Here is a 15819-nt window from a genome sequence, read left to right on the forward strand (position 1 = left end):
TGTTTGTACAAAATTAATATAATTATTCGAACTTGCGCTTTTTATTTGATCGCGTCTTGAATACTGATTTTTTCTCCATCTTTTGTTGCTGTCAAAAATGCTGCTCCATATCCTTTACCCTTAGCTTCTTGCAGAAATTTTTTAGCCTTTTCGTAATCTGAAGTTTCTTCGTAAAAATATTTGTAAATATTATTCTCAAAAATCATGGTTACATTTTTTAAACCTTTAAAATTTTTAGGTTCTAAAGGTGTTTTTTTAATACTAGCTATAAGCTGTACTTTGTAAAATGTTCCTTTTGGAGCACTTTTTGTTACCGCAACTGGTGTTGTTTTTGGTTTTGCCGGAGTTGAAGTATCTCTTATGGGCCGACTCTCTGGAACTTCTGTTCCAGAACCAAAATATTCTCTTTTATAACTTAAAATTGCTTCTGCAATAGCTTTTGCAATATCGTCCTGCCCTTCTTCCGAATTTAAAATATTTCCTTCTGTCGGGTTAGATACAAATCCTGTTTCTACCAAAACCCTAGGCATATAAGCTTTATGCAAAACCATAAATGGTGCTTGTTTTACACCTCCCTGACGAAGTTTTTTTCCTAATTTCTCAAAATTATCTTCGATTTTAGTTGCAAGCGAAATACTGTTATCCAAATATTCTTCCTGCATCAAAGTCATTCCAATCATAGATTCCGGCGAATTTGGATCGTAACCTTCGTATTTACGCTGATAATCTTTCTCTAAGGTAATTACAGAGTTCTCTTTTTTCGCAGCTTCAAGATTGGATGCTAATTTAGTCAAACCCATTACATACGTTTCTGTTCCGTCTGCAGCCGTATTTTTGTTGGCATTACAGTGAATTGAAACAAAAATATTCGAATTTGCTCTGTTTGCAATATTTGCTCTTTCTACTAAATCAATAAAAACATCTGTTTTTCTGGTGTAGATAACATTAACATTTGGATTTAGTTCTAAAATTTTACCAACTTTTAAAACAATAGCTAAAGCAATATTTTTTTCGATCCGACCGCTGTAAACGGCGCCAAAGTCATGATCTCCGTGCCCCGCATCTAGTGTTACCTTAAAAACATTTGACTGACTATAAGCACAAAATGAGAGTATCGTTAGAAAAAAAGTAAATATTACCTTAATTTTGTTAATTCTATTCATAAATCTAAAAGTTAATTTTAATAAAACGCAGCTCCTATAATTTTCACAATTGATTATTTTTGCCAAAAAATTATATGTAAGTTTGACATGTCAAAAAACAAGCCATAATTTTACAAAAATAGTATTTAAACCTTTGCATACAAACTTATTTAATATCGTTTTAATATCATTTTTCCTAACTATAGGATGTGGTAAATTATATTCTCAAGAAATAAAAAACCAAAAGAAACCTTTACCTGCTGGAAAACAAACAGATAAACAGGTTAATATAGCTACAGACACCATTAAACTGGATACTGTTAAGCCTAAAAAGACTTTTTTGGACGGAAAAGTGAGATATAAAGCTAAAGATTATGCGAAAATTGATCAAAAAAATAAATTGATCACTTTGTATAATGAGGCTGAACTCTATTACAAAGATGTAGAATTAAAATCGGGAATCATTATCCTTAATTACGAAAAGGATGAAGTTTATGCCGGAAGAATCAAAGATTCTGCGGGGGTGTTAGTTCAATACCCAAATTTTAAACAAGCAGAAAATGAGGTGCAGCCCGATTCTATTCGATTTAATTTCAAAACACAAAGAGCTTTAATTTATAATTCACGAACTAAACAAGGCGAATTAAATATAAAAGCGGCCGTTACTAAAAAAGAAAATGACTCTACATATTTCTTAAAAGGTGCGCGTATCACAACAGCTACAGACATTGACAATCCTGAATACTATTTTAGAACCAGTAAAATCAAATTTGTTCCAGGTAAAAAAATTGTTACTGGTTTAACCCAAATGGTTATTGCCGATGTACCTACTCCGTTGGCGCTTCCGTACGGATTTTTTCCTTTAAGTAAAGAAAAAAGCGTTTCTGGAATTATTGTTCCAAGTTATAACGATTCGAATACTCGAGGTTTCTCGCTTCAAAATGGAGGTTATTATTTTGCTTTGAGTGATAATTACGACTTAACAGTCCTCGGCGATTATTATACCAACGGAAGTTACGCGATGCGTTTTGAATCTGCTTATGCCACGAGGTATAAATACCGAGGAAATGTCAATATCCGTTTTGAAAATCTGATCAACAGTGAACGCGGTTATCCTGATTATTCAAAAGAAAACATTTACAACATTCAATGGTCACATTCAAAAGACACAAAATCTAACCCAAATTCTACATTCTCTGCTTCTGTGAATATGGGTAGTAGTAAATATTTTAAGCGATCTATAAACCAAGCTAACATTGGTTCAAATCTTAATAATACTTTAAGTTCTTCTATTTCATACAACAAAACTTTTAATACAATTCCAGGATCTCGTATCTCGTTAACTGCAACGCATCAGCAAAATACACAAACCGAAGACATTATCATGACTTTGCCTGCATTGCAAGGAAGTATTGATCGTATTTATCCTTTTGTGGGTAAAAACGGGACTAAGAAAGGTTTAATTAAAAACATCAACTTACAATATAACGTAAGTGGTAAAAATTACTTTAAAACTAAAGATTCATTGTTCTTTAAACCACAGATGTTTAACGATGCTCAATTAGGAATGCAGCAGACTATTCCGATTAGTACCAACTTTAAAATCTTTAAATATTTTAGTGCGGGAGCTTCAACAACGTACCAGGAAACTTGGGTAAACAAAACAGTTGCTAAAGATTACAGCGCAGAAAAAGGCGAAGTTGACACTAAAACAGTAAATGGTTTTGACGCCTTTAGGACTTACAATTTCAGCACCAATTTAGGAACTACTATTTACGGTACGTTTAATTTTGGAGAGGACAAAAAAATTCAAGCCATAAGACACGTAATGCGTCCAAGTATTACTTACTCTTATACACCTAGTTTTGAGCGTTATTACGACAACTATACACTTGATGCATCTGGAAGAATTACGGGGCAGTATACACGTTTTGAAAACAGTATTTTTGGACAGCCGAGTAAAGACAATTCTAACATTGTAGGTTTCTCATTAAGCAACACTTTTGAAGCAAAAGTTCGTGACCAAGACAGCACAAAGACAGAACCTAAAAAAATAATGCTGCTGAACAATTTAAACTTTAATACAAGTTATAATTTCAATGCAGACGGAAAAACAGTTTTAGGATGGTCTCCAGTTTTAATCAGCGGTGGTACTCAGTTTTTTGATAATAAATTGAACATGAACTTCGGTGCAACATTAGACCCTTATGCAATTGACAATTCTGGTACAAGAATCAATAAATACAATATTGACAATGGCGGTAGTTTATTTAGAATGACGAGTGCCAATGTTACATTGAATTATTCGTTTTCAAACAAAGGCGACAACAAAGAAAAAAACTCACAGAGTCAGCGGAATGGAGGACGAAACGATGATTTATTTGGTACCAATACAGACTTAAATGACAGTAGAAATAGTCAATTTGCCAATGAACCAGACAGAGAAGAGGATGTAATTACGGAGTTCTTTAACTCTAAGATTCCGTGGGACATGACACTTGCCTACTCGTTAACCTATCAAAATGTTAACCGAGAAAGCAAAATAAGCGGTAATTCCCTTATGGTTTCTGTCAATATGGATATTACCCCTAAATGGAAAGGCGGTGTCTCTACAGGTTATGATTTTGTGCAGCAAGGGGTTACTTTTACACAATTCCGTTTTGAGCGAGATTTATTAAGCTGGAGAATGGCTTTTAACTACCAGCCGCTTGGAACAAATTCTAACTGGAATTTCTTTATTGGAATCAAATCTGGAATGCTTAGTGACATTAAATGGAACAAACGAAGCGTTTCTAACCGATAAAACATTGAATAAAACTAATTATTATGAAAAAAATCATTTTTACCGAAAAAGCACCAGCTCCAATCGGACCTTATAACCAAGCTGTTTTATCTGGAAACACGCTTTATGCTTCTGGACAAATTGCTATTAATCCTGCTTCTGGAGAACTTGTTACAGACAACATCAACGATGAAACTAAACAAGTAATGGAAAATATTGCTGCGATATTAGAAGCTGCAAATATGACTTTTGAAAACGTGGTTAAAGCTACTATCTTCATTATGGATATGAATAACTTTGGTGCTATAAACGCTATTTACGGTTCGTATTTTAACGAAAAAACCGCTCCAGCTCGTGAAACGGTTCAAGTGGCTTGTCTGCCAAAAAATGTTAATGTAGAAATTTCTATAATTGCTGTGCAATAGCATCTAATAATAATTGTGCCGTTGCTTCATTGGTTGCCAGCGGCACATTATGTACATCACAAACACGAATCAGCATATTAATATCTGCTTCATGCGGATGGCTCGATAGAGGATCTTTAAAAAAGAAAACCATTTGAGTAATTCCTTCTGCTACTCTTCCTGCAATCTGCGCATCTCCGCCCAGCGGACCAGAAAGCATTCTTTGGGTTTTAAATCCCGCAGCCTCGGCTTTTCCTCCGGTTGTCCCTGTACCAATTAATCTTATTTTTTCATTATGCAAAATGGCTTCATTTTTAATTAAAAAATCAATTAAATCAGCCTTTTTTCCATCATGAGCAATAATGGCAATTTCCATAAAACCAGAACTATTGATTAGCGACATGATATGCAATTAATCCATCAATAGGTCTTCTTAAAACGTTTCCTAATTGAAGTTCATATTTATTAAATGTTTCTTGTAATTCGTCTTTTAAATAAAAAGCAATAGAACCTACAAAGTGAACCGGCACTTCTTTACAATTATCAAATTGTTTGATGTAGTTCTTTACGAAAGATTTCATTCCTTTGAAAATGATTTTTCTACAGAATTCTGTGTCTTTGTGCTTAATTAAAAACTTAGCAAATGTTGCTAAATAAGCATTTGGATTTGGCTCTTTGTATAATTTATTTTTGATAAAATCAGCATCTAAATTGTACTCTTTTTCAAATTCTACAGCCAATTCTTTCGGCATTTTATTGAAGTAATATTTTCTGATCAATTCTTTTCCGAAAACATTTCCGCTGCAGTCATCCATAGCTATATAACCTAAAGACTGTACTTTTTGATGCAATACTTTTCCATCAAAATAACTGCAGTTAGAACCTGTTCCTAAGATACTTACAATTGCTTCTTCTCCTTTTGGAGTTGTTGCATAAACTGCCGCATATGTATCTTCATGAACTTCAACAATAGCATTTACAAAAAAATCTCTAAAGATTTCTGTTAACGCTTTTTGCATTCTTTCCGTTCCGCAACCTGCTCCGTAAAAGAACAAATGTGTTGCATTGTTTTTGTTTTGTAAAATATCAAAACGGTCGCTAATTCTAGCAATAACTTCTGGACCGTCAAGAATTTCAGGATTTAACCCTAATGTTTGTGTCGTGAATAATACTTTTCCATTATCATCAATTGCAATCCAATCGGCTTTAGTAGATCCACTATCAACTATTAATTTCATTTTATTTTTGTTTTTGGATTAGTTTTTCTTCAATAAGTGTGTTTTTTACATTAATTAAAGACATAACAAAATAAGAAAATCCCGTTACTTTGATGATAACGGGATTTTGTAAAAATATAAAATATTATTTTAAACCTGCGATATGCACAGATAAATCGATCAATTTGCTTGAGTATCCGTACTCATTATCGTACCAAGAAACTAATTTGAAGAAAGTAGAATTTAATCCAATTCCAGCAGTAGCATCAATGATAGAAGTTCTTTTATCAGAAATGAAATCTTGAGAAACTACAGCATCTTCAGTATATCCTAAGATACCTTTTAATTCGTTTTCAGATGCTTTTTTCAAGACAGCCATAATTTCTTCATAAGAAGTTTCTTTAGCTACTTTTACAGTTAAATCCACAGTAGAAACGTCAGCCGTAGGAACACGGAACGCCATACCAGTTAATTTTCCATTCAATTCAGGAATAACTTTTCCAACTGCTTTTGCAGCTCCTGTAGAAGAAGGAATAATATTGATTGCTGCTGCACGTCCACCTCTCCAGTCTTTTCTAGAAGGTCCGTCAGCAGTCATTTGAGTTGAAGTTGTAGCGTGAACAGTAGTCATTAAAGCTTCAACGATTCCGAAGTTATCATTGATAACTTTAGCTAAAGGCGCTAAACAGTTTGTAGTACAAGAAGCGTTAGAAACAACTAAATCAGAAGCTTTTGCAGTTTCGTGGTTTACTCCCATTACAAACATTGGAGCATCTGCAGATGGAGCAGAAATGATTACTTTTTTAGCACCACCTTTAATGTGCTCATTTGCAGTTTCAACAGTTGTGAAGATACCAGTACATTCAGCTACTACATCTACATCAACTTCGTTCCATTTTAAGTCAGCAGGATTTCTTTCTGCAGTGATACGGATGTTTCTTCCGTTTACATACAATTTTCCTTCTTTAACTTCTACAGTTCCGTCAAAACGACCGTGAACTGAATCATATTTTAATAAATAAGCTAGGTGATCTACATCTAATAAGTCGTTGATTGCAACAACTTCTACATTATCTCTATTGAAAGACTCTCTAAAAACGATTCTTCCGATACGTCCAAATCCGTTTATTCCTAATTTTACTTTTGACATTTTACTAAATTTTTGTTTTTGTTTTTATTACACTATTTTCAAAGTCTAATTTCCTCACAATAAACTTCTCTTCTTTTTAAACTTTTATATTATGTTGACATTATGTCTGCCACTTTTAATAATTCTCTATCAATTTCTGATTTTCCTTTGATAGCCTGCTCCAACGGAGTTAAAACTATTTTATCTGCTTGAAGTCCTACCATATAATTTGATTTTCCTTCTATTAAAGACTCAACTGCTTTTACTCCTAAACGGCTAGCCAATACACGATCAAAACAAGATGGAGAACCACCACGCTGCATGTGTCCTAAAACAGAAACTCTTACGTCATACTCAGGTAAATTAGCTTCAACGTAATCTTTTAATTCGAACACGTTTTTTCCAATTTTATCACCTTCTGCAATAACTACAATACTTGATGATTTTCCTGAAGCTTTACTTTTTTGAAGTGAATCTAATAATCGGTCTAAACCTAAATCTTCTTCAGGAATAAGGATTTCTTCAGCTCCAGCACCAATTCCGGCGTTTAGAGCAATGTGACCCGCATCTCTACCCATAACCTCTACAAAAAACAGACGGTTGTGAGAACTTGCTGTATCACGAATTTTATCAATACAATCTACAACTGTATTTAAAGCGGTGTCATACCCTAAAGTAAAACTTGTACCATAAATATCATTATCAATTGTACCAGGGATTCCCATTACTGGAAAATCATATTCTGAATTAAAAATCAATCCTCCGGTAAAACTTCCATCACCACCAATAACAACCAAAGCATCAATTCCGGCTTTTAAAAGATTCTCGTGAGCTTTTTTTCTTCCTTCAGGGGTTCTAAAATCAACTGAGCGTGCCGATTTTAAGATTGTACCACCTTTATTCACAATATTATTTACACTTCTAGGTCCCATTTCTTTGAAGTCTCCTTCAATCATTCCTTGGTAACCTCTATAAATTCCGATGCATTCTATATTATGGTATGCGCAAGTTCGAACAACAGATCTAATTGCAGCATTCATTCCAGGTGAATCTCCTCCCGAGGTAAGAACACCTACTTTTTTTATTGTTTTTGGCATTATTTAAGTATTAAAGTGTAAAATTAGCAAACATTCAGCACTTCTCAGGCTGCTATTATCATAAATTAATAAAATATGTTAAATTCAAACGTTTTCGTTAATAAGTTTTTTCTAGGAAAAAATTTCATTAAAAATAATAAAACGCTATTTTTTTGATTAAATCATCAAAATTAACAATACCCTAATGAAGTGTTATAAAAATCAGATTTTCCCGCTCACTTGGAAAAATCTTAAAGTGCGCCTAAATTTAGCACAAAAAAAACCATTATGAGAATAATGGTTTTATAAATGTCTATTTTTAACAAACTGTTAATAATCATTATCTGGTATAAGTCCTTGATTATTATTTGGTTCTTGTTTTTTCTTCTTTTCTTCTTCTTTTTTCTTTTTCTCTTCCTCTTCCTTGGCTTTCTTTTTGTTTTTCTCAGCTTCTTTCTTACTGGTGAAATTTACAAAATCAGGATTTAGATAAGAATCCGGCAGATCGTCAGATGAGCTTTTTGTCGCTTTTTCTATTTTATTACTTTTAAAAATCTTATTGACTAATTCACTGAAAGTATCAAAATCGACTTCGTACGAAATACCAACTCCCTGTGTATAACCAATTCCCTGACCTATATAACTAACATCATTTTCTTTATTAAACAAACGAAGATTCATCGTTCCGTCTTCGTTTACACGATACAGAACTTCAATATCACCAACAATAGCTGATTCATTTACGCCTCCAACAGGAACTCCTAATTTACCGTTGATTGTAATTCTTTCATTAATCTGAGACGAAATATTAGCTTGAAAACGTCCGTCGGCTTCCTGCCCCATTCTTCGGTCGGCTGCACTATACGTAAAATCGACGTTTACTTTATCATTTTCTGATTTTACTAAACCTCCGAACAAACTAGAAACCGTTTCTGATAATGTCCCGGAGAAATCTCCCTGACTGAATCCGTCGGTACTCATAAACGAACCTGTAGACAATAAATACAAGGCTTGTGTCTGACGAATATCTTTATCATCTAATTTATATTGAATTTCCGACTTTAAAACATTACTTACAGATGGAAACTGAATATCAAAATTAGGTTCTGGACTTGCTAAATCTCCTCTTAAACCGATGACAACTTCTACAGGTACTTTTTTATTGAATGAAGAGGTATTATCTAAAAGAACGGCAGGATTGGCATTTGTTTTATAAACGGCTTCCAAATTCAGCTGCGCACGCATCGGGTTTCCTTCCCAAATAATAGAACCTCCTTTTTTAACCGAGAATTTTTTATCAATTAAACCTCCGTATTTAAAATTATAGGTTCCTTCGTATGCCTGGAAATCTCCCCACATATTAAATTTACCAAGCGTATTGATTTTAAACAAAAGCGATCCGTATCCTTTTCCTTTCATACCGTGACCCGAATTTCGATCAAGAATAACCTCTACTTCGGCATCTGGAGTAATATCAAAATCAAATTCAAGTTCAAGACCATTATAATTTTTGGTCTTCTCTACAATTCCGTTCGCTAGATTATATTTTTCTTTTGGCGTAACAAAATGAATCCAGCTGCTTTCTCCAACACTTTGTGTATTATTGATCGGAATTTTAACTTCTGTACCTTTCTCCGATTTTGCATCTACTTTTATAAAAAGACCGTCTACAGGACCTCTAATACTTGCAGAACCATTAATAAAGGCAGTACCAAAATACGCTGCATCTTCGCTGTCTTTTGTATCAAGCGCCAGCAATCGTTTAGAAGTGATATTTAAATCTAATTTCCAATCCCCAAAGTTATGATGCTCAATACTTCCGTTCAGCAAACCTTTTGTACCGTATTTAGTATCGGTAAGCTGATTATTTCTAAACAAAAACTTTTCATTTGTTAAATCAATAACGGTGCGATCACTTAATTCGTAATCTACATTAAGATATGGAATTGTCATTCCTGCCTTTTCAACATACAATCTTCCGTTGATTTCTGGTTTTTTCAAATTACCTACAACAGCGGCATTACCCGAAACCGAACCACGGATATTCGACAGAACATCGCCACCTATAGTACCAAGAGTAGCAAGATTAAAGCCTTCAAGCTTCAAACTCATATCCATGATAGTTTCTTTATTTTCTACTGCGAATGTTCCGTTTGCTCTAAAAGATTCTGCAAAACCATTTTGAATAGATGAATTAACTGTAAATTTCCTAAAACTTTCATCACCCGCAATATCAAAATTCAACGTTCCTAATTCGGTTTTATTCAAATTAAGATGGTCTATTTTTATAGAAGCCGTGGGCTGATAAACATTCTTATTCTGTTTGTAATTGACATTTCCGTTCAAATTACCATTGAAAACAAATTTGGAATTGAATGGTGTAATTTTATTAATATCAACATCCTCAAAGGTCAGAACGAGATCTTTATAATCACTGCCTTTTACAACACCGTTTAAATCAATCTTTTGATTTTCGTGTGAAAGAACAATATTATCAAATGTGAAATTCTTAAAATACTGATCAAAAACAATTTGATTGTCTTTTTCTGCATTTTCATTTAAATACCATAAATAGTCTTTAAACTTCATTTCAGACTTTTTGATTCCGACAATATTGTTTTTGTTTTTATCTATTGTATGATACAAATCGAGATTAAAATAATCTTCGCCTTTGTCCCCGCCTTTAAACTCTGAACGTACAAACAGCGTATCTTTTGCCGTAACATTAATTAAATTAAAATCACGTACCTTATAATAAGGTGTTTTTATACTATCTAATTCAACATATGCATTATAAAGTGCGTTTTTGTTGTCGATATTAATACGGATATTATCAAAAGTATTTCTGGCTGCCGTAATTTTTTGAGATCTAAAACGGAATTTAAACTCCTGTAAATCTGAATCTATTTTACCTCTAACAACTGTTGACGAATCAATATTAATTTCTGGATAAAGCATTTCGACCACTTTATCATAAACATGAAAATTAAAGCGCAGAAACTGCCCCTTTTTAACTTTATAAGGTTTATAATTGGTGTACAAACTACCAACAGAATTCATAACCAATTTATCTAATTGATCAAACCTGAATTTACCAACGATTTTTCCGTCGACTACATCAGACGAATTTATGGTTATTGTTCTTAGTTTGTTTTCATCAAAATTGGAGTTAATAGAAACTTGATCAAAAACATAAGTCGATTTTGGGTTTTGATAAACAGCATCTTTAATAAAAATAGCTCCTTGAAGATTCTCTATAGAATTTCCTGTAACTTGTACTACAGCATCTCCCGTAAAACGAGAAATAGAATCGGAGACAAATTTTAATTTTCTAAGATCGGAGTTTTCAACATTAATATGGAAATCATATCGATTTTCGCGCTTGCTTAAATCTACCAAACCATCAAAAGTAAGATTTAGGTTTGGATCGTTGATCGCAATTTGTCCTTTATAATAAGGAAGCTTAAAGTTTCCGTTTACTACTATATTATTATAGGTGTATTTATTATAATCTAATTTTGCAATATCCCCTTTAATAATCGTATTCAAATACTTTTCTGTAAAACCAACTCCGTCAACATCTAGGTTAAGTGTTGTTTTGCCGAGATCTTTTCGGGCCAAGACAGCGCCTATATTAAAGTTGTCCAAAACAATATTTCCCGAATAAGACGCTTTGTCAATAAAATCCATATTGTTCATATGAAGTTCTACCTGACCGTTTCCTAAATCGGTTCCTATTTTAAAAGACGTTTCTAAAGCTGTTACCGAAACTTTGGCTTTACCAACGATATTAAACTTCCCGATTCGTTTCATTTCTTTTGGAAGTTTTCGTCCTAGAATTCCAGGAAGAAGCACCACCAAATTATCATAACTCGAAATAAGTTTATCAAATTTCCCGTCCATAAAGAACTTTTGTTCTTTAGTTCCAACAAGGTTTTTAAAATTAATTGTTCCGTTAATTTTAGAACCATTTCTATCGCTTAATCTCAATTTATTAAGCGTTAAATCATTAAGCGGACCAGAAAGCCTTGTTTTGATTTTAAAATGCTGATTTTTCCCTAAACCATCATAGAAATAGCGAATATCATTAGAAGCAATAGAAGCGGAATCCATTACGACATTAAAGCGGACTTTATCTGTAAAATGAAGAAAATCATTTACTTTATAATTCAATTCTGCCAAACCGTAAATAGAAGATCTTTTGGTTTTAATGGCAAGGTTCTCAACTTTAATCTGTTTTTTAGTATAACTAAATTTCCCTGCAAAATTTGAAACATACAAACCGCGATGATCCTGAAAAGAAAATCGATGAATATTGGTATTTACTTCTGGCCCATAAATCTTAAAATCACTGATGTAAGCATTTAATTTAGTGAAATCTAAAAATTTAGGAGTCGTTTTATTTTCATCAATTACAGAAAATCTTCCTTTCTCGATATAAGCGTTTCTTGCTGTCAATAAAAAATGTTTGTCTGATTTTTTTGCTTTTTGATCTGATTCAAAAGCTTTGACAAACTTATTCATATTATTTTCGTTCTCGCCTTTATAGGTTTTTAGGTTAAAAATCAAACCTGTCAAACGAATGTCGCCAAAAATCAAATCGCCGTCTAGAAGTCTGCTGAAGCTGGCAATATCTGTTGTAATAATATCCGAATAGATCAACGTTTTTTTGTGATGATCGCGAATTAATACATTTTTAAGTTTTACACCGCCAAAAATATTGATAGCCGTTTTTTCTACCGTAATATCAACATTAAAATCTTTATTTAAAGAATCGGTAACATAATTGGCAATCTGGGTTTGAACCACAGGAAGTGACAATATGATAGCAAGTGCCAGCAAAAGTAAAAGCAACCCAATTAGGGTTCGAGATATTATTTTCTTTACTTTTTTGATAGCTGTTTTAATTTTAGTTTTCTTTTAATTTATTTTGAACAGACAAAGAACGACTGTTTTTGATAAAAATTCTTTAATTTTGGGCACTGCTTCTATCAAAGATATTTCTAAAGATTTGACTTGTCAAATATAATTCAAAATTTGTGCCTTTATATGCAAAATTCAGAGGTTTTTATTCTTGCCATCGAAAGTTCATGCGATGATACTGCTGCCGCGGTTTTACATAACGACAAAGTATTATCAAATGTTGTGGCCAATCAGTTAATTCATAATCAATACGGCGGTGTTGTTCCAGAACTAGCTTCTAGAGCTCATCAGCAGAATATTGTACCCGTTATAGATGCTGCACTTCGCAAAGCAAATGTACAAAAAGAACAGTTAAGTGCCATCGCTTTTACGCAGGGACCTGGACTAATGGGCTCTTTATTGGTTGGAACTTCTTTTAGCAAATCATTATCACTAGCTCTAAATGTTCCGTTAATTGCTGTTAACCATATGCATGCACATATTTTAGCTCATTTTATTGATGAAGAAGGATATGACAAACCTAAATTTCCGTTTTTAGCTTTAACCATAAGCGGCGGTCATACACAAATCGTAAAAGTGAACAGTTTTTTTGATATGGAAATCATCGGAGAAACGACTGATGACGCTGTTGGAGAAGCTTTTGATAAAAGTGCTAAGATTCTTGGACTGCCTTATCCCGGCGGACCGTTAATAGATAAATATGCAAAAGAAGGAAATCCGAAAGCTTTTCCTTTTACAAAACCTAAAGTTCCAGGATTAGACTTTAGTTTTTCTGGTTTAAAAACCGCAATTCTTTATTTCATTCAAAAAAACAAACAAGCAAATCCTAATTTCATTGAAGAAAATTTAAATGATATTTGCGCTTCTATACAGCATACTATTATAGAAATTTTGATGGATAAATTAAAATTAGCCGTTAAAGAAACCGGCATTACTCAGATTGCAATTGGCGGCGGGGTTTCTGCAAACTCTGGAATTCGAACAACATTAAAAGAAGCCGAAAGTAAATACGGCTGGAAAACCTTTATACCGAAATTTGAATATACAACCGATAACGCAGCCATGATCGGAATTGTAGGTTATCAAAAATATTTATCCAATCGTTTTGAAAATGCTTCGGTAGTTTCTAAAGCCCGAATTGAATTTTAAATTATGCAGTTATTTTTTAATCCAAACATAGACGAAACAACAGAGAGCTTTTCTTTTGATAAAGAAGAAAGTCGTCATATCATCAAAGTTTTACGAAAGAAAGATTCTGATATTTTACACGTTACAAATGGTTTCGGACTGTTATTCGAAACCCAAATCACTTTAGCCTCTGATAATAAATGTATTGTTGAAGTACTTTCGATTACAAATGCCGAAAAACCTAAATTCAACTTACATTTAGCAGTTGCTCCTACCAAAATGAACGATCGTTTTGAATGGTTTCTCGAAAAAGCAACCGAAATAGGAATTCAGGAAATAACGCCAATTTTTTGTGATCGTTCTGAACGAAAGGTAATTAACAGAGAGCGTTTCGAAAAAATCATTCTTTCGGCTATGAAACAATGCAACGAAACATTTCTTCCAAAATTAAATGATGCCACTTCGTTTAAAGAATTCATCAAACAAAAAAATCAAGGTTTAAGCCTTATTGCGCATTGCGAAGAAACCGATAAAAAATCTTTGAAAGAGGTTTTAAAACCAAATGAAGATGTTATCATCTTAATTGGTCCAGAAGGTGATTTTTCGGAAAAAGAAATTGCATTGGCATTGGAGAACAATTATAAGCCTGTAACATTAGGAAATACACGATTGAGAACAGAAACCGCAGCTGTTGTGGCTTGTCATAGTGTTGTTTTCTTTAATGAATAAATTAAACTAATAAGCAAAGTTTGTCATTTCGACGAAGGAGAAATCACACTCGATTTGACAAAGATTGGCGACAAACCATGAGGATTTTCTAATGTGATTTCTCCTTCGTCGAAATGACAAAAACAAACGATAAATGAAAAGATATTTTTACTTATTACTACTGATTTCTGTTTCTTCTTTCTCGCAAGAAATTGCTTTGCTTAAATACAGTGGCGGCGGCGATTGGTATGCCAATCCAACTTCATTGCCAAATTTAATTAGTTTTTGCAACAGCAATATTAACACCAGAATAAAAGCAAAACCTTCTACAGTTGAGCCAAGTAATCCAGATTTACTTTCGTATCCTTTTGTACACATGACTGGACACGGAAATGTTGTTTTCAGCGATTCTGACGTTACCAATCTTAGAAATTACTTAACTGCAGGCGGTTTTCTCCATATTGATGATAATTACGGAATGGATCAGTTTATTCGAAAAGAAATCAAAAAGATATTTCCGAATAATAATTTAGTTGAGATTCCTGCAAATCACCCTATTTTTCAAAAGCCTTTTCCTTTTCCAAACGGATTACCAAAAATTCACGAACACGACGGAACGCGTCCGCAGGCTTTCGGAATTTTTATAGACAATAAATTAGTATTGCTTTACACTTACGAATGTGATTTGGGCGACGGCTGGGAAGATGCAGAAGTACATAATGATCCTGCAAATGTTAGAGACAAAGCCTTAAAAATGGGCGCAAACATCATTAATTATATTTTTACCAATTAAACTTAAAATAGTGCAGCTTACTCACGAAGAAAATCAATTTGAGAGAAAAACTTTTCCGATTACCTTAGTTTGTGATCATATTTACTTTCAACAGAATATTGGTTCTTTATTCAGAATTTCTGAAGCTTTTGGAGTAGAAAACATTATTTTTTTTGGAAAAGACATTCCGCTGACACCTCGCAAAATCAACAAAACTTCCAGAAGCACACATCTTCATGTTGCACATTCTGTAATTGAAGATTACAACGAACTTCACTCCTATCTTTCTACCAATAATTTTGAAATTATTGCATTAGAAATTGCTTCAAACAGTAAACCGTTGAAAGAAGTTATTATTCCTGAAAACAAAAAAATTGCGCTTTTAATTGGAAGTGAAATAAACGGAGTTTCAAATGAACTTTTAGAAATTTCCAATCAAATTGTCCACATTAACATGTTTGGTAAAAACAGCAGCATGAATGTCGTTCAAGCGGCAAGTATTGCACTTTATGAAATTACTTCCTTTTAGCCTATTTTG

12 protein-coding genes are annotated in these 15819 nt (G+C 33.2%); 6 read left to right on the plus strand and 6 right to left on the minus strand.

Annotated elements, in window-relative coordinates; genetic code table 11:
* Window positions 1-41: 41 nt before the first annotated feature.
* On the minus strand, window positions 42-1163 hold the full coding sequence (locus ACFSC2_RS06065) for an N-acetylmuramoyl-L-alanine amidase family protein (RefSeq protein WP_379816513.1): 1122 nt from the start codon (window positions 1161-1163) through the stop codon (window positions 42-44).
* Window positions 1164-1245: 82 nt separating this feature from the next.
* Between ACFSC2_RS06065 and ACFSC2_RS06070 the strand changes: the two genes are divergently transcribed.
* Together ACFSC2_RS06070 and ACFSC2_RS06075 are read left to right on the plus strand one after the other, a co-directional pair.
* On the plus strand, window positions 1246-3945 hold the full coding sequence (locus ACFSC2_RS06070; protein WP_379816514.1) for a putative LPS assembly protein LptD: 2700 nt from the start codon (window positions 1246-1248) through the stop codon (window positions 3943-3945).
* A 23-nt stretch (window positions 3946-3968) separates the two neighbouring features.
* The gene (locus tag ACFSC2_RS06075; RefSeq protein WP_379816516.1) at window positions 3969-4349 is read left to right on the plus strand and encodes a RidA family protein; all 381 of its coding nucleotides are present in this window, start codon (window positions 3969-3971) and stop codon (window positions 4347-4349) included.
* Here ACFSC2_RS06075 and ACFSC2_RS06080 read toward each other — a convergent pair.
* From ACFSC2_RS06080 to ACFSC2_RS06100, 5 genes are all read right to left on the minus strand, one after another.
* Window positions 4330-4704 carry a methylglyoxal synthase gene (locus ACFSC2_RS06080; RefSeq protein WP_091493358.1) on the minus strand — a complete coding sequence of 125 codons (375 nt, stop codon included), beginning with the start codon at window positions 4702-4704 and terminating at the stop codon, window positions 4330-4332. The two genes, ACFSC2_RS06075 and ACFSC2_RS06080, sit on opposite strands and share 20 nt — an antisense overlap.
* A gap of 10 nt (window positions 4705-4714) precedes the next feature.
* Window positions 4715-5566, minus strand: coding sequence for an N-acetylglucosamine kinase (locus ACFSC2_RS06085; protein ID WP_379816517.1), 852 nt, complete (start codon window positions 5564-5566; stop codon window positions 4715-4717).
* Between the two features lie 124 nt (window positions 5567-5690).
* The gene (gene gap, locus ACFSC2_RS06090; protein ID WP_379816518.1) at window positions 5691-6695 is read right to left on the minus strand and encodes a type I glyceraldehyde-3-phosphate dehydrogenase; all 1005 of its coding nucleotides are present in this window, start codon (window positions 6693-6695) and stop codon (window positions 5691-5693) included.
* A gap of 89 nt (window positions 6696-6784) precedes the next feature.
* Window positions 6785-7771, minus strand: a complete 987-nt coding sequence (pfkA, locus tag ACFSC2_RS06095) for a 6-phosphofructokinase (protein ID WP_379816519.1) — start codon at window positions 7769-7771, stop codon at window positions 6785-6787.
* A 309-nt stretch (window positions 7772-8080) separates the two neighbouring features.
* Window positions 8081-12604, minus strand: coding sequence for a translocation/assembly module TamB domain-containing protein (locus tag ACFSC2_RS06100; protein ID WP_379816520.1), 4524 nt, complete (start codon window positions 12602-12604; stop codon window positions 8081-8083).
* Between the two features lie 195 nt (window positions 12605-12799).
* On the opposite strand from ACFSC2_RS06100, the gene tsaD reads away from it, so the two are divergent.
* The 4 genes from tsaD to ACFSC2_RS06120 all read left to right on the plus strand — a co-directional run bounded on the left by tsaD (window position 12800) and on the right by ACFSC2_RS06120 (window position 15810).
* A complete protein-coding gene (tsaD, locus tag ACFSC2_RS06105) occupies window positions 12800-13822 on the plus strand; it encodes a tRNA (adenosine(37)-N6)-threonylcarbamoyltransferase complex transferase subunit TsaD (protein ID WP_379816522.1) in 1023 nt (340 codons plus the stop codon).
* A gap of 3 nt (window positions 13823-13825) precedes the next feature.
* Window positions 13826-14530, plus strand: a complete 705-nt coding sequence (locus ACFSC2_RS06110) for a 16S rRNA (uracil(1498)-N(3))-methyltransferase (protein WP_379816523.1) — start codon at window positions 13826-13828, stop codon at window positions 14528-14530.
* A gap of 133 nt (window positions 14531-14663) precedes the next feature.
* A complete protein-coding gene (locus ACFSC2_RS06115) occupies window positions 14664-15302 on the plus strand; it encodes a DUF4159 domain-containing protein (protein ID WP_379816524.1) in 639 nt (212 codons plus the stop codon).
* A 10-nt stretch (window positions 15303-15312) separates the two neighbouring features.
* Window positions 15313-15810 carry a TrmH family RNA methyltransferase gene (locus ACFSC2_RS06120; RefSeq protein WP_379816525.1) on the plus strand — a complete coding sequence of 166 codons (498 nt, stop codon included), beginning with the start codon at window positions 15313-15315 and terminating at the stop codon, window positions 15808-15810.
* The last annotated feature ends 9 nt before the right edge of the window (window positions 15811-15819 follow it).

Source organism: Flavobacterium artemisiae, assembly GCF_042678225.1.
Classification (GTDB): Bacteria; Bacteroidota; Bacteroidia; order Flavobacteriales; family Flavobacteriaceae; genus Flavobacterium; species Flavobacterium artemisiae.

Bases quoted from the DNA above. Each gene is read 5' to 3' on its own strand.
- ACFSC2_RS06065 (WP_379816513.1), bottom strand. From the start codon at position 1,163: ATGAATAGAATTAACAAAATTAAGGTAATATTTACTTTTTTTCTAACG.
- ACFSC2_RS06075 (WP_379816516.1), top strand. From the start codon at position 3,969: ATGAAAAAAATCATTTTTACCGAAAAAGCACCAGCTCCAATCGGACCT.
- ACFSC2_RS06080 (WP_091493358.1), bottom strand. From the start codon at position 4,704: ATGGAAATTGCCATTATTGCTCATGATGGAAAAAAGGCTGATTTAATT.
- ACFSC2_RS06085 (WP_379816517.1), bottom strand. From the start codon at position 5,566: ATGAAATTAATAGTTGATAGTGGATCTACTAAAGCCGATTGGATTGCA.
- gap (WP_379816518.1), bottom strand. From the start codon at position 6,695: ATGTCAAAAGTAAAATTAGGAATAAACGGATTTGGACGTATCGGAAGA.
- pfkA (WP_379816519.1), bottom strand. From the start codon at position 7,771: ATGCCAAAAACAATAAAAAAAGTAGGTGTTCTTACCTCGGGAGGAGAT.
- tsaD (WP_379816522.1), top strand. From the start codon at position 12,800: ATGCAAAATTCAGAGGTTTTTATTCTTGCCATCGAAAGTTCATGCGAT.
- ACFSC2_RS06110 (WP_379816523.1), top strand. From the start codon at position 13,826: ATGCAGTTATTTTTTAATCCAAACATAGACGAAACAACAGAGAGCTTT.
- ACFSC2_RS06115 (WP_379816524.1), top strand. From the start codon at position 14,664: ATGAAAAGATATTTTTACTTATTACTACTGATTTCTGTTTCTTCTTTC.